Annotated in this window: 13 protein-coding genes and 1 other RNA gene; 9 read left to right on the forward strand and 5 right to left on the reverse strand. The window is 71.1% G+C overall.

The window, feature by feature from the left end:
• Positions 1–216 precede the first annotated feature (216 nt).
• Positions 217–4509 carry an FHA domain-containing protein gene (locus tag ACFYO0_RS37490; RefSeq protein WP_388685340.1) on the reverse strand — a complete coding sequence of 1431 codons (4293 nt, stop codon included), beginning with the start codon at positions 4507–4509 and terminating at the stop codon, positions 217–219.
• A 410-nt stretch (positions 4510–4919) separates the two neighbouring features.
• On the opposite strand from ACFYO0_RS37490, the gene ACFYO0_RS37495 reads away from it, so the two are divergent.
• The 4 genes from ACFYO0_RS37495 to ACFYO0_RS37510 all read left to right on the forward strand — a co-directional run bounded on the left by ACFYO0_RS37495 (position 4920) and on the right by ACFYO0_RS37510 (position 10421).
• On the forward strand, positions 4920–6599 hold the full coding sequence (locus ACFYO0_RS37495; RefSeq protein WP_388685343.1) for a serine/threonine-protein kinase: 1680 nt from the start codon (positions 4920–4922) through the stop codon (positions 6597–6599).
• 265 nt (positions 6600–6864) lie between these two features.
• Positions 6865–8097, forward strand: a complete 1233-nt coding sequence (locus ACFYO0_RS37500; RefSeq protein ID WP_388685346.1) for a serine/threonine-protein kinase — start codon at positions 6865–6867, stop codon at positions 8095–8097.
• 259 nt (positions 8098–8356) lie between these two features.
• On the forward strand, positions 8357–9463 hold the full coding sequence (prfB, locus tag ACFYO0_RS37505) for a peptide chain release factor 2 (protein ID WP_388685348.1): 1107 nt from the start codon (positions 8357–8359) through the stop codon (positions 9461–9463).
• Positions 9464–9767: 304 nt separating this feature from the next.
• Positions 9768–10421 carry a hypothetical protein gene (locus ACFYO0_RS37510; RefSeq protein ID WP_388685351.1) on the forward strand — a complete coding sequence of 218 codons (654 nt, stop codon included), beginning with the start codon at positions 9768–9770 and terminating at the stop codon, positions 10419–10421.
• Between the two features lie 136 nt (positions 10422–10557).
• On the opposite strand, the gene ACFYO0_RS37515 is transcribed toward ACFYO0_RS37510, so the two are convergent.
• On the reverse strand, positions 10558–10749 hold the full coding sequence (locus tag ACFYO0_RS37515) for a hypothetical protein (protein ID WP_033328281.1): 192 nt from the start codon (positions 10747–10749) through the stop codon (positions 10558–10560).
• 259 nt (positions 10750–11008) lie between these two features.
• On the opposite strand from ACFYO0_RS37515, the gene ftsE reads away from it, so the two are divergent.
• The 5 genes from ftsE to ssrA all read left to right on the forward strand — a co-directional run bounded on the left by ftsE (position 11009) and on the right by ssrA (position 14934).
• Positions 11009–11698 carry a cell division ATP-binding protein FtsE gene (gene ftsE / locus ACFYO0_RS37520; RefSeq protein WP_328771202.1) on the forward strand — a complete coding sequence of 230 codons (690 nt, stop codon included), beginning with the start codon at positions 11009–11011 and terminating at the stop codon, positions 11696–11698.
• Positions 11699–11743: 45 nt separating this feature from the next.
• Entirely contained in the window at positions 11744–12661 is a 918-nt protein-coding gene (gene ftsX / locus ACFYO0_RS37525; RefSeq protein WP_388685355.1) for a permease-like cell division protein FtsX, read from the forward strand.
• A gap of 68 nt (positions 12662–12729) precedes the next feature.
• The gene (locus tag ACFYO0_RS37530; protein ID WP_388685357.1) at positions 12730–13923 is read left to right on the forward strand and encodes a S41 family peptidase; all 1194 of its coding nucleotides are present in this window, start codon (positions 12730–12732) and stop codon (positions 13921–13923) included.
• Positions 13924–13941: 18 nt separating this feature from the next.
• Complete coding sequence (gene smpB / locus ACFYO0_RS37535; RefSeq protein ID WP_344387312.1) at positions 13942–14421, forward strand: SsrA-binding protein SmpB; 480 nt, start codon at positions 13942–13944, stop codon at positions 14419–14421.
• A 116-nt stretch (positions 14422–14537) separates the two neighbouring features.
• Positions 14538–14934: a transfer-messenger RNA gene (gene ssrA, locus ACFYO0_RS37540) on the forward strand.
• 159 nt (positions 14935–15093) lie between these two features.
• Here ssrA and ACFYO0_RS37545 read toward each other — a convergent pair.
• From ACFYO0_RS37545 to ACFYO0_RS37555, 3 genes are all read right to left on the reverse strand, one after another.
• Positions 15094–16179 carry a class I SAM-dependent methyltransferase gene (locus ACFYO0_RS37545; RefSeq protein WP_388685360.1) on the reverse strand — a complete coding sequence of 362 codons (1086 nt, stop codon included), beginning with the start codon at positions 16177–16179 and terminating at the stop codon, positions 15094–15096.
• 110 nt (positions 16180–16289) lie between these two features.
• Positions 16290–18980, reverse strand: a complete 2691-nt coding sequence (locus ACFYO0_RS37550) for an ATP-binding protein (protein WP_388685363.1) — start codon at positions 18978–18980, stop codon at positions 16290–16292.
• A gap of 126 nt (positions 18981–19106) precedes the next feature.
• Complete coding sequence (locus tag ACFYO0_RS37555; RefSeq protein ID WP_388685366.1) at positions 19107–22010, reverse strand: glycoside hydrolase family 3 C-terminal domain-containing protein; 2904 nt, start codon at positions 22008–22010, stop codon at positions 19107–19109.
• Between the last annotated feature and the right edge of the window lie 31 nt (positions 22011–22041).

Raw genomic sequence — 22041 nt, forward strand, 5'->3', positions numbered from 1 at the left:
GTGCGCTCCCGGTGTACGCCTGCCCGCTTGGCGGCGGCAAGAGCGCCTGCGGTGTCAAGTGCGTGATCGTAACCGCGTCGTGACGTGCGCTCATGTGGATGGAGTCGAATGGAGTCTTGTGTGGAGTCGTGTGCGGGCGTAAGGAGTCGCCGGGTGGTTGAGGGCTGTACAGAATGCTGTGCGGAATGGCGGCTTCGGGGCGGCTTCAACGCGCCTTCACAGCAGTGAGGGAACCTCCGTGGCGGACACGGAGCGGGCGGCTCTCTCCAACGCGCTGGCGAGGAGGGCCAGGTCGGTCGGGCCATTGCCCAACTCGCGTATGGGGCGACGGGCGGGCGGGTCGCCCATTCGGTCCCACTCGAGGGGGACGACGGTGGGGCGCAGGGTTGACGTGCGGGGGATGCGGCCCGTGACGCGGCCCCCCTGGAAGGGGGTTGACCGGCCGCGGGGACCGGTGAGGCGTCCGCGGCCGGGGGCGGGGTCCTCCGGGCCGGCCGAGGGGGCTTCGAGGGCGATGCGCAGGGCGGCCTGCCGGGCCAGCTCCGTCTCGGCGGTACGGGGACCGCCCGCGGTGGCCGCCACCAGATGCACGCCGAGCCGGTGACCGCTTCGTGCGACGGCTTCCAGGGCCCGTACGACGGATCCCGCCGCCGGGCGCCCCGGCGAGCCCAGTGCGGGGGACAGGAGCGCGTCGAAATCGTCGACGATCACGGCCAGCCGGGGGAGCGGGGGACCTGCGTCCGCCGCCGCCCGCTGCCGCTCGGCGGCGGGGCGCAGGCGGAGGGTGGAGCTGGGGGGTGCGTCCAGGTCCGCGGCTCCGGGGGTGGCTCCGGGGGGTGCGGTGGTGGACCCGTTCGCCGAGCGCTGGCCCACGATGCGGCCCTGGAGCTGCCGCCGTCCGTGCCACTCGGTGAAGTCGAGGCGGCCGAGGAGCTCGGCCCGTCGCTTCAGCTCGGCGGTCAGGGATTGCGCGAACTCCCGCATACGGACCGGGTCGTGGGCCGCGAGATAGGTGGTGACATGGGGCAGATCGGTGCAGACCCGCAGACCGCCACCGTGCGCAGCGGTGCCGCCGCCGGTGCTGTCCCACCCGTCAATGAGCACGATGCCCAGCCGGTCGGGCCGCTCCGCGGCGGCGAGCGACGCGGCGACGGAGCGCAGCAGCTCCGTACGCCCGCTGCCCGAGGGCCCCTCGATCAGCAGATGCGGGCCCTCCTGGGCGAGGTCCACGCTCGCCGGCCCGCGTGGCCCGGCGCCGAGCACGGCGACCGCGCGCCCGCCGAGCGCTTCCGTGTCGTCGGCCGCGTCAGCCCAGCGGGCCATCAGGGACGCCGGGGTGGCCCGGGCCAGCCCCAACTCGTCGAGCAGCCGCGCCGCTTGGGGCAACGGCGCGGACACGCGCGCGTGCCGCTCACCAGGGACAGCGTCCGTACGCAACGGGGCCAGCGCCCGTGCGAACCGTTCGGCCCAGGCCATGGACACCGCGTCGACGGAGGCCACGGTGCCATGGCCGACGGGTCCGCGGGGGAGCTCCGCGGCCTGGGTACGCGTGGCGTCGGCGAGGGCGCCCGGTGCGACCCGCATCAGCCGCAGCGCCGTGGCCACGTCCCCGCTGAGCAGGGCGACGGCTCCACAGTCCCGGAACACCGAAGAAGCCGCACATGCCGCCTCGTACGTCTCCGTCACCGGCGAGGCGGGCGACGCGGCCGCCGTCTCGGCAAGGCACACGACATGAATCCCGACCCGCGGTCCCTCAACCGCCAGCCGCGATACGGCTTCCCGCACGGCAGCGGGCCCGGGGTCACCGTCCACGACGACCACGGTGTACGGGCCGGGCCAGGCGCCGTCGCCGGCGTCGTCGGTCTGGGCCCAGGAGGGGCGGCGGTCGCGGCCACGGCCTCGGGGAGTGCCGTCGACTTGGCCGCCGCCGAGCGGGATTCCCAGATGGGTGGCGTCGCGGTCGCGCGTGGGGGGCCTGGAGCCGGGGGCGGAGTCCTCGTCGGCGGGCGCGGCGCTGGAGCCGGGGCCGCCGGGGGCCGTCGGGTCGGTTGGTGGGTGTCCCCGGTGGGCGCTGACGGTGGTCGGCGTGGAGTGGTGGCCTGCGGCATCGACGGGGTGGGGCCCGTCACCGTCGCGTCGGGTCGGGGCGGTGGTCCGGTCGGAGGACGTCCCTGGGGCAGCGCTGCCGTGGTTGCCCGAACGGTGTCCCGGCTGGGCGCCTTCGGCGGACGGTCCGGGGCGGTGGCTCAGGGTGTCGTCGTAGTCGTGGCTGCGCTCGCCGCCGGCGCGCTGGGCCGGGTTGGAGGTGCGATCGGTGACTCCGCCGCCGTAGCCGGGGGCGGAGCCGTGGTCGTCCGACCGGTCTCCCGGGCGGGCGCCTTCGGCGGATGGACGGGGGCGGTGGCCCGCGTCGTCGCGCCCAGCACCGCTTCGGGCGTCCGGCCGGTGATCCGGGTGGGCCACGTCGGCGGTCGCCCTGGGGCCGGGTCCCGTGCCGTTGCCCGAGCCGCGCTCGCCACTGGCGCGGTTGCCCGATGGGTGAACCGGGCGGGCGCCGCCGGTGGACGGGTCGGTGGGGTCGCTCGCGTCGGCGCCGCGACTGGCGCCGGCCGGCTCGTTCGACTGGTGATCTGCGTGGGTGCTTGCGGCCGCTGCTCCGGGGCGGCCGGTGGTGGCGTCGTCGTAGCCGCGCTCGCCACCGGCGTGGTTGCCCGTCGGGTGGTCCGGGCGGGTGCCGTCCGCGGTCGACCCCGGGCGGACGGTGTGGACGCCGTCGGCGGATGTTCTGGAGCTGCCGTACCCGCCCCGCGCGTCGCCGTCGCCCGCCCGGCGAGTCCCCGGGATCGCACCGGTCGTGTCCGGGGCGGCGGCGATGTGGGCCTGGGCCCCGTGGGCAGCCGCGGTGGCCGCGTACGACGGACGGAGCCCCGTCCTGCGGGCCGTGTCCGCCGTGTGGTCCTCCAGGCGGCGGAGCAGTTCCTCCGTACGGGATGTGGTCTGTTCACGGTCGTAGGCCAGGAGCAGACGGCAGTCCTGGCCGTGGGCGGGGCGGACGTGGGGGAGCCAGCCGAGCCAGGACCACTCGGCGATGCGCTCCTCCAGAGGGCGCGAGCGGTCCGCGCTGAGCAGGACGATCTCCAGCGAGTCGGGGGAGTGCAGCGCGACGAGCTGCGCCACCACCGCGCGCGCGAGCCCGGAGAGGCGGGGCCGCGGCCCCGCGACGCCCAGCGCCCCGACCTCACGCAATCCGGTGGTCACCGGCACCGCGGGCAGTAGCCCGGAACCGTCCGGCGCGCTCCGGTCCGCCGTACCGAGCCGCACCGCGAGCGTCTCGGGGTGCTCGGGGCCGCGCTCCCAAAGCCGGGGCCCCGGCCCGAGCGCGGCCAGGAGCAACGCTGCAAGGTCGGGCCACCGCTCCGGCTCCCGGGCCCCCTCTGTCACGGGCTCGGGGGACGGTGCTGCGTCCGCTGCGTCCGCTGCGTCCTCTTCGGACCTGTCGTACGCCGACGTCGGAGACGGTTCGCCCCGGCCGCCCGCCAGTCGCCGGGCCCACGCCGAGAGCCCGCCGCGTTTACGCGCCTCGCGCGGCACCGTCGTACCCCTCGTCGGCGTGTCCTTCCGGGTGCTCTCTGCCCTCCCGGTGCTCTCGACCTCGCGTGCCCCGCCCTGTCCGGGCACGACCGGCGGTTCCACGGAGCCGTGCTCCTGCGCCTCGGAGGAAGTGCCCTCCGCGGCTCCCCACCCCGCCGTACCGAAGCCATGGTGGGTGTCGCTCGCCTCCAAGACGGCGGAATGGGCGGCGGAATCGTCCCCCACGCGTGCGTGCGGCACGGTTCCGGCGGGCGCGGGCAGCGGCGGCGGCTCCTCGGGCGCCCCCAGCACCCGTACATGCCCCTCCCCGTCCGGCACCGTCTCCCGTACCGCCTCCGCATCCCCCGCCCGGACCAGCCGCAACGCCGACTCGCCCACCCGCAGCAGCGCCCCCGGCGCCAAGCGCGCCGGGCGCTCGCCCACGCGCGCGCCGTCCAGCGTCGTGCCGTTGGTGGAGCCGAGATCCGCGACCGACACCCGCCCGTCCGCCGCGACCGTGACGGCGCAGTGCAGGCGGGAGACGTCCGGGTCGTCCAGGGGCACGTCCGCGTCGGCGGAGCGGCCGATGTCGATACGGCCGCCGTGCAGCAGATGGACGCCGCCCGCGTCCGGACCGGCCACGACATGGAGCCGGGCTTCGGCCGCGTCGACCTCGGGGCCGGGCTCCGCCGGGGCGCCCAGGCACAGCACGGCGCCATCGATCAGCGGCGGCTCACCGAGCGTGCAGCGCTGCGCGTCCAGCCGCTCCGCTCCCGCGTACAGCACACCGGGACCCTCGCCCCCGACCGCCGAGGCAAGGCCGGAGGCCACCACGGCGAGCGCGGTCCCGGCGGGCGCCGTCACCAGCACGTCGCAGGACGCGGCACGCCCCTCGGGACGCGTCCCCAGCGGGTCTACGACGGTCAGCCGGATCTGCATCGCCGTCAGCGGTCCCTTCTGCGCGGGCGCCCGCGACGAGGCTGCGCTGCGATCCCCACCGCAGCTCCCCCCACCACACTCGGGCACGTCGGCCAGTACGGGAAGCATCCTCGCACCTGCCACTGACAACGCGCCCGCATCCCACGTACAAGTGATCTTGATTGGTCGGCTCTGTGCGCAAAAGTGCCTGACCAATGCGCCATTGAGATCGATCACGCCAAGATCCGGCAACCAACCACCCAGGAGTGAGCGTCTTTGCCTGAAACGGAAGGGATCGCCCCACGTAAATCCACAGGACGGCATCCACAGGATGACGACAACCCGGTGCCAGTTCGGCGGCACTACAGTGGGTCGGAACACCCGCAGCAAGGGTGACGGACCAGCCAAGCAAGCAGCAGGGAGCGCATGACGTGCGGCCGGTAGGGAGCAAGTACCTCCTTGAGGAGCCGCTTGGACGCGGCGCCACAGGCACCGTCTGGCGAGCCCGCCAGAGGGAGACCGCGGGAGCCGAGGCGGCCGTTCCTGGCCAGCCCGGCGAGACCGTGGCGATCAAGGTCCTCAAGGAGGAACTCGCCAACGACGCGGATGTCGTGATGCGGTTCCTGCGGGAGCGCTCTGTTCTGCTCCGCCTCACCCACCCGAACATCGTCCGGGTGCGCGATCTCGTCGTCGAAGGCGACCTCCTCGCCCTCGTCATGGATCTGGTCGAAGGTCCCGACCTGCACCGCTACCTGCGTGAGAACGGCCCCTTCAGCCCCATGGCCGCCGCCCTCCTCACCGCCCAGGTCGCCGACGCGCTCGCCTCCAGCCACGCCGACGGCGTAGTCCACCGCGACCTGAAGCCGGCGAACGTCCTGCTCAAGCAGGACGGCGGCCAGATGCACCCGCTGCTGACCGACTTCGGCATCGCCCGGCTCGCCGACTCGCCCGGCCTGACCCGCACCCACGAGTTCGTCGGCACACCCGCGTACGTCGCCCCCGAGTCCGCCGAGGGCCGCCCGCAGACCTCCGCGGTCGACGTCTACGGCGCCGGAATCATGCTGTACGAGCTGGTCACCGGCCGTCCGCCGTTCTCCGGCGGTTCGTCACTCGAGGTGCTCCACCAACACCTGAACGCCGAACCGCGCCGCCCCTCCACGATCCCCGACCCCCTGTGGACGGTCATCGAGCGCTGCCTGCGCAAGAACCCGGACGAACGGCCCAGCGCCGAGAACCTCGCCCGCGGCCTGCGCACGGTCGCCGAGGGCGTCGGCGTGCACGCGACCTCCGCGCAGATCGCCGCCGCCGAGGGCGTGGCCGCGCTGCTCGCCCCGGATCCGGCACCCGCCACCGTGCCGGGCGAATCCTGGGCCGCCGACCCCACGCAGGTGCTGCAGCACGGCGCCGGCTCCTACGACCCGAACGGCGCGACCAGCGTCCTGCCGCACACCGGCACCGGTGACGCCGACCCCACCTCCGTACTGCCCCACCGCGGCGCCTCCGACCCCACCTCGGTGATGCCGCCGGTGCCGCCGAACCAGCCGCCCTCCGGCGGCCCGGAAGACCCGCACCCCTGGCAGAACCAACTGCGTGCGGCCCGCGACCGCAACGAGCAGACGCAGGTCCAGTCGTATCTCGACCCCGGCGAGGACCCGCTCAGGCGACGTCCTCAGCGACAGGTCGCACGCCCGCAGCAGCAGCCGCGACAGCGGCCCCAGCAGCGACCGCAGCAGGGCTATCCGCCCCAGGGCCAGCCGCAGCAGTACGCGCCTCAGCGCCAGCCCCAGCAACAGCCGCAGCGATACGCTCCCGCGCCGCCTCCGCCGCAGCAGCCGGCGGCGCGGCCGCCTCGCGAGCCCCGGCCGCCGCGTGAGCCGCGCCAGCGCAGCGCCAACCCGATGAAGATCCCTGGGCTCGGGTGCCTCAAGGGGTGCCTGTTCACGATCATCATTCTCGTTGTGGCGGGGTGGCTGATCTGGGAACTGAGCCCGCTCCAGGACTGGATCGGGACGACCAAGGGGTACTGGGAGCAGCTCACGGACTGGTTCCAGACGGCGACGGACTGGGTGGGGGAACTGAACTCGGGATCGGGTTCTGGTTCCGGCCAGTAGGCCCGTCTACCTCTCTTCGTCCCTCCTTGTCTCTTCCCTGTGCCGTTAGATCACTTGAGATCCGTTTGAGCCTGTCCGGGACTATTCGGGCCCGTTGGGCACCTTCATGCCTGTACTGGCCTCCTCGGCTCTCCTCCGAATCCCCAGAACCGCGGTGCGGTTCTGGGGATTTGTCGACACCTGGCGGGTGATTTCTGTCTCCGGAGTGAAGGTTGGGTCTGCGGGCGCGTAGCTTTAGCGACAACACGCGTCCGTAGGAGCAGTCTTGGCACGGAAGATCGGAAGCCGGTACACCGCGCACCAGATTCTGGGGCGGGGCAGCGCCGGGACGGTGTGGCTGGGCGAGGGGCCGGAGGGGCCCGTCGCCATCAAGCTGTTGCGTGAGGACCTCGCCTCCGACCAGGAGCTCGTGGGTCGCTTCGTTCAGGAGCGGACGGCGCTGCTCGGGCTCGATCATCCGCATGTCGTCTCCGTGCGTGACCTGGTGGTCGACGGCAACGACCTCGCGCTCGTCATGGATCTCGTACGAGGGACGGATCTGCGTACCCGTCTCGACCGCGAGCGGCGGCTGGCTCCCGAGGCCGCGGTCGCGATCGTCGCGGACGTCGCGGACGGGCTCGCTGCCGCGCACGCGGCCGGTGTCGTCCACCGGGACGTCAAGCCGGAGAACGTACTGCTCGACATGCAGGGACCACTCGGGCCCGGCGGCTCGCATCCGGCGCTCCTGACGGACTTCGGTGTGGCCAAGCTCATCGACTCGCCGCGGCGGACCCGGGCGACGAAGATCATCGGTACGCCGGACTATCTGGCGCCCGAGATCATCGAGGGGCTGCCCCCTCGGGCGGCCGTCGACATCTACGCGCTGGCGACCGTGCTGTACGAGCTGCTCGCCGGGTTCACGCCGTTCGGCGGCGGTCACCCCGGAGCGGTGCTTCGGCGGCATGTCACGGAGACGGTGGTCCCGCTTCCCGGGATTCCCGACGAGTTGTGGCAGCTGCTCGTGCAGTGTCTGGCGAAGGCGCCGGCGTCGAGGCTGCGGGCGTCCGAGCTGGGGGCGCGGCTGCGGGAGCAGCTGCCCGAACTGGCGGGGATGCCGCCGCTGGATGTGGACGAGCCGGAGCCGGAGTCCGACGCGGCTCCTGCGGAGCCGGAGGCTCCGCGCGACGTCGAGCGGGTGCGGCGGGGTGCTGTGCCGCTGGTGCCGGGGCGCGCCGCGCCGGACTCGAACCGTGACACGCATACGAGCATGCGCGTGCCGGGGCCGGACGAGCTGGCGGGCGGCGCCAGGGGCACCGCCCGCGCGCCCCGCGCCGCCGGTGCCCCGCGGCCCGGCTCCGCCCGCAACCGTGCCGCGGCCCGGCGCCGACGCCTCACGCTCAGCGCGGTGGCCGTCGCCCTCGCGGCAGCGGTCGGCATCGGCACGTGGCTCGCCACGACGGGCGACAACGCGGACGCGAAGCCGCAGGGTCCGGGGGCGTCTGCTCCGGCTACGCCGTAACCGTCGCCCCCCGGCGGGGTGCCCCGTCAGGGGCGCGGGGAACTGCGCGAGCAACCCAAGACAACCCGTAGCCGACACACGACCTGCGAAGGGGGCAGGGGCCGCAGCCCTCAGTTTTCGGTAAGGGACGGGGCTGGGGAAAAGAGCGCCTGCACGCCGGCCTCCACCCGCCCGCGGCCGCAAAACCGACCGCCCCCCACCACCACAGGCGCCCCGCTCATCCGGCGGAGCCACTTGGCGGAGCCGTTACGCTGGGGGTGTGGCAGTTGTCGATGTATCCGAAGAGCTCAAATCCCTCTCTGCGACCATGGAGTCGATCGAGGCCGTCCTGGACCTCGACACGCTGAGGGCAGATATCGCCGTGCTCGAGGAGCAGGCGGCAGCGCCGTCCCTGTGGGACGACCCGGAAGCGGCGCAGAAGATCACCAGCAAGCTGAGCCACCTCCAGGCGGAGGTCCGCAAGGCGGAAGCCCTGCGCAGCCGGATCGACGATCTGGGCGTGCTCTTCGAGATGGCCGAGGAGGAGGACGACCCGGACACCCGCGCCGAGGCCGAGACGGAGCTCACCGCGGTCAGGAAGGCCTTGGACGAGATGGAGGTCCGGACGCTGCTGTCGGGGGAGTACGACTCCCGCGAGGCGCTCGTCAACATCCGCGCGGAAGCCGGCGGCGTCGACGCCGCCGACTTCGCCGAGAAGCTCCAGCGCATGTACCTGCGCTGGGCCGAACAGCAGGGCTACAAGACCGAGGTCTACGAAACCTCGTACGCGGAAGAGGCCGGCATCAAGTCGACCACCTTCGCCGTCCAGGTGCCGTACGCCTACGGGACGCTGTCGGTGGAGCAGGGCACGCACCGGCTCGTCAGGATCTCGCCGTTCGACAACCAGGGGCGCCGGCAGACCTCGTTCGCGGGCGTGGAAGTGCTGCCCGTCGTCGAGAAGACCGACCACATAGAGATCGACGAGTCCGAGCTGCGGGTGGATGTGTACCGCTCGTCCGGTCCCGGCGGCCAGGGCGTCAACACCACTGACTCCGCGGTGCGGTTGACCCACCTCCCCACGGGAATCGTCGTCTCCTGTCAGAACGAGCGGTCGCAGATCCAGAACAAGGCGACCGCCATGAACGTACTGCAGGCGAAGCTGCTGGAGCGGCGCCGGCAGGAGGAGCAGGCCAAGATGGACGCCCTCAAGGGCGATGGCGGCAACTCCTGGGGCAACCAGATGCGTTCGTACGTCCTGCATCCGTACCAGATGGTCAAGGATCTGCGCACGGAGTACGAGGTGGGCAACCCGGAGGCCGTGTTCAATGGCGAGATCGATGGCTTTCTGGAGGCCGGAATTCGCTGGCGCAAGCAGCAGGCGAAGTAAGCGACTTTCGTAGACGTCGTTTTGTCGACAGGGCAACTGCCGTCTTATGGGCGGCAGTTGCCCTTTCTGCAGTCCAATGTCTGGGTTTTACGTCACACTCACATTGAGTATCGGCCGTCATATGACCTTGATCTGGACATCACGGTCGCAACGACCTTGACGATGCTTTGAAGAACAGGAAGGCTGACGCGCGGCATGCGTATCTCTGGGGCGCATGTGAACCGGGGGGCTTCGAGAGCGTCCCTGATGTCGTCGCCCCAGGCGCTGCTCCATTCACGATGAGCTATCTGGGGGTAGCAGGCAGATGACCAAGAAGACGCGGATCCGTGTCGCGCGGGTGGCCGCCGGTGCGGTGATCGCCGCCGGTGCTTCGCTGACCGCCGCGGGTGCCGCTTCGGCCCTTGACGTCGGCGTCGAGGTGGGCGGTCTGAGCGTCGGTGCCAGCGCCGACGAGAACGGTGTTGGTGTCGGCCTCGGTGTCGAGGACCCGTCCGACCCGCCTACGGAGATCCCGACCGACGAGCCGCCCACCGACGAGCCGCCGACCGACGAGCCTCCGACCGACGAGCCGCCCACGGACGAGCCGCCCACGGACGAGCCTCCGACGGACGAGCCGCCCACGGACGAGCCCACCGAGGACCCGACCAACCCGGGTAACGGTAACGGCAACGGCGGTGGCAACGGCGGTGGCGGCAACGACACCGACCCCGACGGCGGCTCGCAGCCCGTCGAGCAGAGTGAGGGCAAGGAGAGCCTGACCGAAACCGGCAGCGGTACGGGTACGGGTACGGGTGCCTCGGACACCTCCGCCCAGGGCACCGGCGGTGGCGGTGAGCTCGCCGAGACCGGCGCCGCCGAGACCACCTTCCTGCTGGTCGGTGCGGCCACGATGATCGCCGGCGGTATCGGCTTCCGTCTGCTGCCCCGCCTCATGAACGGCCGCGGCGCCGCCGCCTGACGCATGTCAGAGGCTGACCTGCCGTAGGCGTACGAACGCGAGAAGGGCCCGGAGTCCAGTCCAGGACTCCGGGCCCTTCTCGTCGTACACGTAACGCCTCTTGCTGGGCTTGCTGTGCGAAATGCCTCGCCGCTCGCTACGCGGTCTGGTGCGCCAGCAGGGCCACGGCCGCGATCAGCACGGCCAGCAGCGCGATCAGCGCCATGGGGTTCAGGCCCGCGAACGGGCTCTCCTGCTGCAGTCGCTCCCTGTTCGCACGGCAGACGGGGCAGCGGCCTTCATTCACGGGCGCGGCACAGTTCGCGCACACCAACCGGTCGTACGTCATGCGCTCGCCCTCCTTGCACCGGTTCCACGTAGACAACGCTCTCAACGCTCTCAGGAACGAGAACGTTCCCCCTCCACTGTGCCAGGTTCCCCGGATTTAGGCTCGCGTCCCCTTATCCTTCGCGGTCCTGGCGCATTCGAGCCCTTCCCATGTGCGACAAAACGTGCAACCCTCGCGCAACCCCGACCGGCGACTGCGCCCGCCCACCGGGTTCGCGTATGGTCACGCTCACCTACCCCCGCTGACTCGTGGTGCATCCGTGATCCGATTCGACAACGTCTCCAAGGTCTACCCAAAGCAGACCCGCCCCGCACTCAGGGATGTCTCCCTGGAGGTCGAGCGCGGCGAGTTCGTGTTCCTGGTGGGCTCCTCCGGCTCCGGAAAGTCCACCTTCCTGCGGCTGATCCTGCGCGAGGAGCGCGTCAGCCACGGCCAGGTCCACGTCCTGGGCAAGGACCTCGCGCGCCTGTCCAACTGGAAAGTGCCGCACATGCGCCGCCAGTTGGGGACGGTGTTCCAGGACTTCCGGCTGCTGCCGAACAAGACGGTCGGCGAGAACGTCGCGTTCGCGCAGGAGGTCATCGGCAAGTCCCGCGGCGAGATCCGCAAGTCCGTGCCCCAGGTGCTCGACCTCGTCGGGCTCGGCGGCAAGGAGGACCGGATGCCGGGCGAACTCTCCGGTGGAGAGCAGCAGCGTGTCGCCATCGCGCGCGCCTTCGTCAACCGGCCGAAGCTGCTCATCGCCGACGAGCCGACCGGAAACCTCGACCCGCAGACCTCCGTCGGCATCATGAAGCTGCTCGACCGCATCAACCGGACGGGCACCACCGTCCTGATGGCGACCCACGACCAGAACATCGTGGACCAGATGCGCAAGCGCGTCATCGAGCTGGAGCAGGGCCGCCTCGTCCGCGACCAGGCACGCGGCGTCTACGGCTACCAGCACTGACCGCCCCCGCCCGCAGCTGTCCATGGAAAGGCCTGAGTAGACGCCATGCGCGCCCAGTTCGTCCTGTCGGAGATCGGCGTCGGTCTCCGCCGCAATCTGACGATGACCTTCGCGGTCATCGTCTCCGTAGCCCTCTCCCTCGCCCTGTTCGGCGGCTCGCTCCTGATGAGCGATCAGGTCAGCACGATGAAGGGCTACTGGTACGACAAGGTCAACGTCTCGATCTTCCTCTGCAACAAGAGCGACGCGGAGTCCGACCCCAACTGCGCCAGGGGAGCGGTCACCACCGAACAGAAGAAGCAGATCGAGACCGACCTCGAGAAGATGTCCGTCGTCGACACCGTCGCACACGAGTCGTCGGACCAGGCGTACAAACACTACAAGGAGCAGTTCGGCGACTCCCCGCTGGCCAGCTCGCTCACCCCGGACCAGATGCAGGAGTCCTTCCGCGTCAAGCTGACGGACCCGGAGAAGTACCAGGTCATCGCCACCGCCTTCGACGGCCGTGACGGGGTGCAGTCCGTGCAGGACCAGAAGGGCATCCTGGACAACCTCTTCGAGCTGCTCAACGGCATGAACTGGGCGGCCCGCGCGCTGATGGCGATGATGCTCGTCGTCGCGCTGATGCTGATCGTCAACACGGTGCGCGTCTCGGCGTTCAGCCGCCGCAGGGAGACCGGCATCATGCGTCTCGTGGGCGCTTCCGGCTTCTACATCCAGGCGCCGTTCATCATGGAGGCCGCCGTCGCCGGACTCATCGGCGGAACGGTCGCGTGCGGGTTCCTGGTGGTCGCCAGATACTTCATCATCGATCACGGACTCGCCCTGTCGGAGAAGCTGACTCTGATCAACTTCATCGGCTGGGACGCGGTGTTGAAGTATCTGCCGCTCATCCTCGCCACAAGTCTGCTGATGCCGGCGCTGGCCGCGTTCTTCGCGTTGCGCAAGTACCTGAAGGTGTGACGCATGCCAATGGGGGCCGTACTGCCAACGAGGCGTACGGCCCCTTGCCTTGTCCTAGACTCACCGGCATGTCAGGCCGAGACCTGTTCTGTCCGCCCCGCCGTATCCGCCGCGGGGCGGCCCTGACGTTGGTCTTCGCGAGCGTCCTCGCCACCGGTGCCGCGACCGGCTCTTTCAGCGCGTCCGACGAGAAAGCCGCTTCCCAGAGCGCCCGAACCGCGACGGTCGGGTCCGCCGACTCCGCCGACTCCGGCGGCCGCCAGGAGGACGTGTCCGAGGCCGCCGCCGAGGCGATGGCCGACGGCAAGTCGCCCGTGGAGGCGGCCGAGCGCGCGGTGAGCCGCAGCGGCGACCGCTGGGGCGCGATCTACTCCGAGGGCGAGTACGAGGAGTTCGAGGAGGCCCTCGACGGCGCCTACACAGGCGTCGGCCTGTGGGCCCGGCGCGAGCACGACGGACGTATCGCGGTGGCCCGCGTGCGGGACGGCTCGCCCGCGGAAGCCGCCGGGATCCGCAAGGGCGACCGACTGCGCAGCGTCGACGGCAAGCGCGTCGACGGCCGGCCGGTGACCGAGGTCGTCGCGTTACTCCGCGGCGACGCCATCGGCGCCGCCGCCGGTACGGCCGTCTCCCTGGGCCTGGAGCGCGGCACGCGCGCGTGGACCGAGACGGTGCGCCGGGCGAGGCTGTCCACGGAGCCCGTGACGGTACGCGAACTCGCCGGCGACGTCACCGTGATCGGGGTCGCCGCCTTCACCAAGGGCTCCGGCGAACTCGTACGGGCCGCCGTGGCCGGGACCCCTGCCGGCGCCCGGATCGTCCTCGACCTGCGCGGCAACTCCGGTGGCCTGGTCACCGAGGCCGTCACCGCCGCCGCCGCCTTCCTCGACGGCGGCCTGGTGGCGACGTACGACGTACGCGGCGATCAGCGCGCCCTGCACGCCGAGCCGGGCGGCGACACCTCCAGACCCCTGGTCGCGCTCGTCGACGGCGGCACGATGAGCGCGGCCGAACTCCTCACGGGCGCCCTGCAGGACCGTGGACGCGCGGTCGTCGTGGGCTCCAGGACCTTCGGCAAGGGCTCGGTCCAGATGCCGAGCCGCCTCCCCGACGGTTCCGTCGCCGAGCTGACCGTCGGGCACTACCGCACTCCTTCCGGGCGCAGCGTCGACGGCAGGGGCATCAGCCCCGACCTGGAGGTCGAGGAAGGCGTCCTGGAACGGGCCGAGATGGTATTGAGTGGCCTCGGGGACCCCTCGTAGTGCGAAAATGGCCGCACTATGGCTAAGGAAAAAGGGCGCAAGCTGATCGCGCAGAACAAGAAGGCGCGGCACGACTACCACATCCTCGACACCTACGAGGCCGGTCTGGTCCTCATGGGAACCGAGGTGAAGTCCCTGCGCCAGGGCCGGGCGTCGCTGGTCGACGGGTTCGTGTCCCTGGAGGGGCACGAGGCGTGGCTCTACAACGTGCACGTCCCCGAGTACAGCCAGGGCACGTGGACCAACCACAGCGCCCGGCGCAAGCGCAAGCTCCTGATGCACCGCGAGGAGATCGACAAGCTGGAGCAGAAGTCCCAGGAGACGGGCCACACCATCGTGCCCCTCGCGCTGTACTTCAAGGACGGCCGAGCCAAGATCGAGATCGCGCTGGCGAAGGGCAAGAAGGAGTACGACAAGCGCCAGACCCTGCGAGAGAAGCAGGACCGGCGCGAGACGGAGCGCGCGGTGTCGGCGGTACGGCGCCGGCAGCAGGCGTAGGGGTTCCCGGATCCCGGGGAATAGGTTGGCACCGACCTGCGTTGGTCACGTACGATGGCGGCTGCACCCCACAGCGGGTGCGGGCCCCTCTCCGGAGGGGATTGAAAAATCAACATGGGGATGATCGGTTTCGACAGCGGATGTCGAAGCAGGGGAAGCGTGTCGAGGAAGCGGCCATGATCTCGTAAACCACAGGCCGAAAAAAATAATCGCCAATTCTAAGAGCGATTCTCCCCAGGCTTTCGCCCTCGCTGCCTGATTCAAGTAGCGAAACGAAGCCTCTCTGATGGGAGTGTCAGCCCGGGCTCGTTCCCGACCCGGATCCTGGCATCAGCTAGGGAACTAAACCTCTAAGCCCGGTCACGGGGCGTAGAGGGAAATCAAACAGTGACTGGGCCCGTCGGCGACTTGTTCGCGTGATCGCCGGGGCCGAGAAAAGCGCAGCGAACTGCACACGGAGAAGCCCTGGTTCTGCACCGTTGGACGCGGGTTCGATTCCCGCCATCTCCACGAGCTGGAGGGTGGACTGTGCTTGCGGACAGCGCGAGCACAGTCCACCTCGTTTGTATCTCTGGGGGCATGCCCCCAGACCGCCCTCATCCCATGTGAGACGAAGGCCCGGTGGTCATGACGACCACCGGGCCTTCGTCGTTTCCGGTCACACCACTCTGGTCACACCCGTGCTTGAAGGACCATGTTGAGCGGGGTTTCGGCGGCGGTGCGTACGTCGCTGAAGCCCGCCTCGGACAGCAGGCCGCGCAGGGTCCTTCCGCCCGCCTGGGCGCCGAGCGCGTCGCCGCCCTGGGAGATCGCGTTCGGAACGCACATGTAGGTGGAGGCGGCGTAGTACATCCGGCCGACGGGGTTCAGGTTCTCCGCCAGGGTGTCGCCGGACTGCGGTTCGACGATCATCCAGCTGCCGCCGGGTACCAGGCACTCGCGGACCCGGCGGGCGGCGGCCACAGGCTGCCCGTAGTCGTGCAGGGCGTCGAACGTGCAGATCAGGTCGTAGCCGAGCGCCGGGAACTGCGTGGCGTCGCACACCTCGAAATGGGCACGGTCCGCTACGCCTGCCTCGGCCGCCGCCGCCCGGGCCCGCTCGATCGATCCGGTGTCGTAGTCGAATCCGTGGAAGGTGGAGGCGGGGAAACGCTGCGCCATGAGGATCGTGGTGACCCCGTACCCGCAGCCGACGTCGGCGACGCGGGCGCCCGCGGAGAGGCGCTCGGGCACGCCCTCCAGCGCGGGGATCCAGTCGTCGAGCAGGTAGGCGCCGTAGGCGGCGCGGAAGACCTCCGCGATCCCGTGGATCACGCCGTGGTCCTGCTCGCTGTAGCCGATGCCGCGTCCGGACCGCATGACCCTCTCCAGGCGGTCGAGCCCGCGCAGTGCGCTGACCGCAAGACCGAACAACGCACCCGCGTTCACCGGGCCGTCGGGGTCGAAGGCGAGCGCCTGCTCCGGCGCGAGGCCGAAGCGGTCGTCGGCGGCCGAGGTGCCCGGGTGGTGGGTCAGGTAGCCGCCCGCGGCCTGCGAGCGGGCCCACTCCCGTACGTACCGCTCGTGGGTGCCGGTGCGTGCGGCGAGTTCGGCCGAGGTGAGCGGGCCGTCAGCGAGTGCTTCGTAGAGGCCGAGCCGGCCGCCGAGCACGACGAGGCCCGCGGCCATCGTCGCGCCGTAGTCGCTGATCGCGGCGCCCAGCAGCTGATCGAGGCGGGCGGTGTCGATGGCGGTGCCGGTGTCTGTCGTGGTGGTCATGGTGGGTCTTCCCGTCGGGTGCTTGCTCTGTCACCCGAGAAGGCGTGAGATGCCGTCGTACGCCGGAAGATCGGCCCTTACGGGGTTCGGTGAAGGTGGCCTTACGCGTCTTACGTGCCCCAGCGGACCGGGGCGTCCGGCCGGTAGGCACACCAGGTACCCGTGCTGACGGCGGCCCGGAGATGCCGTGCCAGCGCGGGGTGCAGCGCGTCGAGCCGCCGCAGGACCGCGCGGATGCGCTGGGTGACGGCGGAGCGGGCGCGGTCTGCGTTGCCGCCGCCTCGGCGGTCGCGGCCGCCGAGGCCGGTGGCGGCGGTGAGTTCCGCGAGCAGGAACTCCATTTCGGTACGTGCCGCCTCGACGCGACCGGTGTCGCCGAACTCCTCGGCCTCCTTCAGGTCAGCCTGGAGCTCGACGATCCTGGCCTCGTACTCCCGCCGAGCCTGCGAGTCGATCACCGGACCCGTGTCGGACTGCTCGACGGCCGCCCCCATCAGTTCCGTGCAGTGCACCTCGCGGCCCGGACGGGAGAGCAGTACGGACAGGTCGTGCAACCCCTTCGCGTCGGGCAGGCGCACTGTGACACCGTCGAAGGCGGCGGTCCACACCGAGCCTTCCAACCGGAAGACGTTCCTGGCGCGCTCCGGGGGCGTGGGCTCGGTGCGGCTCACGCGTCCCGCATCTGCCGGGCCTGCGGCAGCCGACCCCGAGGTGATCGCGGCGAGCTCGGCCCGCGCCCGCGCCACCGCGGCCGACAGGGGCAGCGGGGGTGCGTCGGTCGCCGTGAGACGGGTGTCCACCTCCGGCGGGCCGAGCACGTCATCGACGATGTCGCCGCGTTCCGACCCGGTCGAGTGCCACAGTGTGGCCGCGGCCCGCTCCCGGCCGGTCAGGTGGGTGAGCCGGGCGATCCAGCGCAGGGTGAGCGCGGTCTCGGACACGTAGCCGAAGCCGAGGAAGGCGTCGAGGGCCCGGCTCAGGTACTCGGCGGATCGCGGGAAATCGCCTGCCAGCGCGGCGAGTGCGCCGAGCGTGCGCAGGCTGATCCCGGCGCCGATCGGGTAGTCGATCTCCTCGCAGTACTGCGCCGCGTGCGCGCACATCGCCCGCCCGGCGACCGGGTCGCGCAGCGCGATGAGGCTGCCCTGGATCGCGACGGCCCAGGCCTCCAGGGCAGGGCTGCCGATTCCCGAGGCGATCCGATGGGCGGCGCCGGCCTGGTCGATCGCCTCCTCGACCCGGCCGAGCGAGGCCAGCGCGAGCGCGCGGAACGTGAGCAGCTCGTTGTGCCACGGCGTCATGTCGTGCGCGACGGCGATGTCGATGGCCTCGTCGATCCAGCGCAGTGACACCTCGTGCCGCCCGGCCCTGCGCTCGTGGAAGTACAGCGCGCGCCGGGCGTTGACGGCGGCGAGTCCCGACGAGGTGCCGTCGATGGCCTGCCGGGCGAGCGCGACGCCCCGCTCTCCCGAGCCGCGCAGGACGTGCGCGACCGACGCGGCGGCCGCGACCTCCGCCCAGGTTTCGTGCCGGGGCTCGGGCCACCGGTCCAGGACGAGATCGCCGAGCTCGGCGATCGGCATCGCCCTGCGGCTCTTGAGAAGCCCGCAGAGCGGGATGAACAGCGGGCGCGCCCGGTCGGGGACGTCGTCGTGCGCCACGCACCAGCGCAGCGCGTCGGCCACGTCGAGATGGGTGTTCTGCAGCGTGATCATCAGGTCGACCGGCCACGCCCGGAGCATGCGGTCGCGTACATCGACCGCCGTACCGACGAACGAGTCCACCCAGCGACCCTCGACCCGCTGCAGTTCACCGCGCTCGGCCAGCCGCTCCCGGGCGTAGCCGCGCAGCGTCCGCAGCATCCCGTACCAGCTCCGGCTGCCCTGCCGGCGGACCGTCACGAGCGACTGCGCGACCAACTGGTCGAGTTGCTCCACCGTGGCGAGCAGGTCGTCGCCCGGCTCGCCCGCGACCGCCTGCGCGTGCTGGGCGGTGAACCGTCCCGAGAACACCGAGAGGCGCTCGAACACCCGCTTCGCCGGGTCCGACAGCCGCTCGTACGACCAGTCGATCGCCGCCTCCAGGCTGCGGTGGCGCTCCGGGCCGCGGTCCCGGCCGCGGCTGAGCAGGTCGAGCCGGTCGTCGAGGTGGCCGAGCACCTCGCGTGGCGTCAGGCTGCGCAGCCGGGCCGCCGCCAGCTCGATGGCCAGGGGCAGCCCGTCGAGACGGCGGCACAGGGCGACGACCGCCTCCGGGTCGGCCACGAGATCCACGTCCGCACCTGCAGCCGCCGCCCTCTCAAGGAGAAGACGCACCGCAGGCGACCGCATCGCGTCCTCGGCGGTGGCGCCGGACGCCGGGAGCGCCAGTGGGCCGAGGGGCAGTACGTGCTCGCCGGCGATGCCGAGCGCCTCCCGGCTCGTGGCCAGCACACACACGCCGTGGCAGCGGTCCACCAACCGGGAGACGGCGTCGGCCGCCGCGTCGAGCAAGTGCTCGCAGTTGTCGACGAGGAGTACGCGGATCGCCTCACCGAGACCGATGAGCGCGGCGTCCAGCGATGGGAAACCCAGCGCGTCGGCCACAGCGAATTCCACGGCCGCCGGTTCGTCGACGGCTCCGAGGTCGCACATCACCACCGGCCGCACCACTTCGGAGGCGGCCACGGCCTGCACAAGTCGTGTCTTGCCGACGCCGCCGACCCCCGTGACCGTGACCACCGGGCTCCTGGCGAGCAGCGCGCGCACGGCGTCCAGCTCAGTCTCGCGGCCGAGCAGCTCCCGCGCCGTTCGTAGCACCATGCCGCACCCCTCAGACCGTGCCGGTCCGCCCCTTCAACAGTATGGCCGGTGCGAGCGCCGTGCAGGAGGGGCCGTGAGAGTGCGGCTCGGGGCAGCCGTCAGGTGCTGCCCCGAGCCGCACGCAGGTCAGCGCAGGGAGAAGGTGGACAGGCGAAGGCCGTTGTCGAGTACGAGGTACACGTCCTGGCGACCCTTCGCCGCGTTCGAGAGGGAGGCGGTCACCGTCTCGTAGGTGTACGGCGAGCGCGTGCCGCCGAACTGGGCCGTGCCCACCAGCTCTCCGGTCGGCGACCCCAGTCGGATCTCCACCTTCCCGGCCGCTCCGGCCACCCTCGCGCTGAAGTTCGGGACGCGCGAACCCAGTTGGGAGTCGGCGAACTTCAGCCACGCGCCGTCATCAGCGGCTCCCGCAGCGGTGCCGCGTGCCTTCGACTCGTCCACCAGCCGTACGCCCGCGTAGTCGTCGAAGTTCTCCGCCCGTGTCACCCGTGAAAGGTCCCGCGCGGGAATCGTCTCGCCGCGCACCTTCAGCGCCGTACGCGCGCGGACGTCCTCGGAGGAAGCGCCCACGAGAACGTCGTAAGTCCCGCTCTCCACCACCCACTTGGACCGCGTGACATCCCAGTGCGCGAGATCGTCCACCGAGAGCTTCAGCTTGACCGTCCTCGTCTGGCCGGGCTTCAGCGACACCCGCTGGAACGCCTCCAGCTGCTTCAGCGGCTGCTTGTCGCGCGAGGTCCGCTGGTGGGTGTAGAGCTGCACGACCTCGTCCCCGGACCGCCGCCCGGTGTTGGTGACGGCGACCTCGTAACCGCCGTCGACGCGCTTCAACTGCCCGTAGCGGAAAGAGGTGTACGAGAGCCCGTGGCCGAACTCGTACAGCGGATCGCCCTTGAAGTACTGGTAGGTGCGGTCGTGCTTGATGTTGTCGTACTCCAGGATCGACGGCAGGTCGGACTCCGACCGATACCAGGTCTGGGTGAGACGGCCCGCCGGGTTCACGTCGCCGAAGAGGACGTCGGCGAGGGCGTTGCCGGTCTCCTGGCCCGCGTGGGTGGTCCAGAGGAGGGCCGGGACGTTCTTCTGGAGGTCGCCGAGGGTGGTCGGGTAGCTGTTCTCCACGATCACGACGGTGTTCGGGTTGGCCTTGCGTACCGCCTTGACCAGGGCTTCCTGGGACGGTGCCAGGCTCATGTCCTCACGGTCGTCGTTCTCGCGGCCGTTGATCGCGGGCATGGACCCGACCACCACGACCGCCGTGTCCTTGCCCTTCACCGCCGCCACGGCCTCTTCGGTGCCGCTGCGGACGACGTCCTTGGTGTAGCGCGCGGCCTCCTCCTTGGTCACCAGACCGAGGGTCCCGTCGTCGCCGGTCGGGCCGAGGTAGACCGGGTTCGACCACCAGGGCTCACGGGTCTCGTACCCGGCGTAGCGGAGGAGATACGTGCCGTCCGTCTGCTCCTCCAGCGCGAACTGCTGCTGCACGAACCAGCCACCAGGCTGTACCTGGTCGTTGACGAAGCCCGACCCCTTGGCGCCGACGTACTCGCCGTTCGCCGCCGACCTCAGGGTCACGATGCCGGCGCCCCAGTCGAATACGTCGAACTGGACCGCCGTACCGGACGAGGTGCCGCTCTCCTTCAGCGGCTCGCCGTCGGCGTCCGAACCGGCTGTCACGTACGCGCCGGTCGAGACGTTCTTCAGCGCGATGCGGTCCACGCCCTCGCTGCTGGTCACGGAGGTGCCGAGCTTCGCGGCGATGCCTTCCTTCGGGGTGATCCCGTAGGGAAGCGTGCCCGAGTACCAGTCGGTGTAGAGGGTGTCGGCGAGCGGGCCGACCACGGCCACGTTCTTCGCCGAGGTCTTCAGGGGCAGGGCGCCGCCCGAGTTCTTCAGCAGTACGGCCGCATCGGCCGCCGCCTTCCGGGCGAGCTTCTGATGCGCCGGGCTGTTCACCACCGATTTGTCGATGGAGCCGTACTTGCCGCCGCCCGGGTCGAATTCGCCGAGCCGGACGCGGATGCTCAGGATGTGCCCGACGGCCGTGTCGACGTCCGACTCCTTCAACTGGCCTGCGGCTACTGCCGACTTGATGGCCGTGGTCGTCGGTGCGGAGTTCGCGTCGTCCGTCGTGAAGCTGTCGATGCCCGCCTTGAGCGCTGCCGCGTTCCCCTCGGCGAGGGTGTCGTAGTACTTCTGGCTGCCGGTGGCGATCAGGTTGTTGGGCGCGTAGGCGTCGGTGACGTTCAGCAGGTCGTACGAGGACCAGGTGCGGACCTCGTCGTCGAGGGCCGGATTGACCGTCGCCGGGCGGCCGTTGACCAGGTTGTACGAGGACATCACGCCCGTTGCCGCGTCCGCCTCGATCGCCGGCTTGAACGCCTGCTCCTCGTACTCCTTGAGGACGCGCGGGCGCAGGTCGGACGATGTGGTCGTGCGATCGACCTCGTTGTTGTTGCCGAGGTAGTGCTTCAGTGTCGGGGCCGTCTTGAGGTGGTCGGGGTCGCCGCCGGTCAGGCCCGTGCCGTACGCGATGGCCATCTCGCTCGTCAGATACGGGTCCTCGGAGTAGCCCTCCTCGTTGCGGCCCCAGCGCGGGTCGCGCAGCGGGTTCACCACGGGCGCCCAGAGGTTGAGGCCCCAGCCGGGCGGGCGTTCCTGCTGGAAGCCGCGCGTCTCGTCGCCGACCGCTGAGCCCACGCGCTCGATCAGTTGTGGGTCCCAGGTCGAGGCGAGCCCGACGGCCTGCGGGAAGACGGTGGCCTCGCCGAGCCAGGCGACTCCGTGCAGGGCCTCGGTGCCGGTCTTGAAGGGCTTGATGCCGAGGCGGGGGATCGCGGGCTGGTACTGGTGGAGCAGGGAGATCTTTTCGTCGAGGGTGAGCCGGGTGAGGAGGTCGTCCACGCGCCGGTCGACGGAGAGTTTCGGGTTGCGGAAGGCGTAGGCGGGGTCCGCGGCGGCCGTTCCGGTGGCGGTGACGCCGAGTCCGGCGATCAATGTCAGTGCCAGGACGGGGACGGCCCGTCTCACGGTGGGTCTCTGTCTTCTCTTGCCTTTCATG

The organism is Streptomyces sp. NPDC006365 (genome assembly GCF_042870755.1).
GTDB lineage: Bacteria > Actinomycetota > Actinomycetes > Streptomycetales > Streptomycetaceae > Streptomyces > Streptomyces xiangluensis.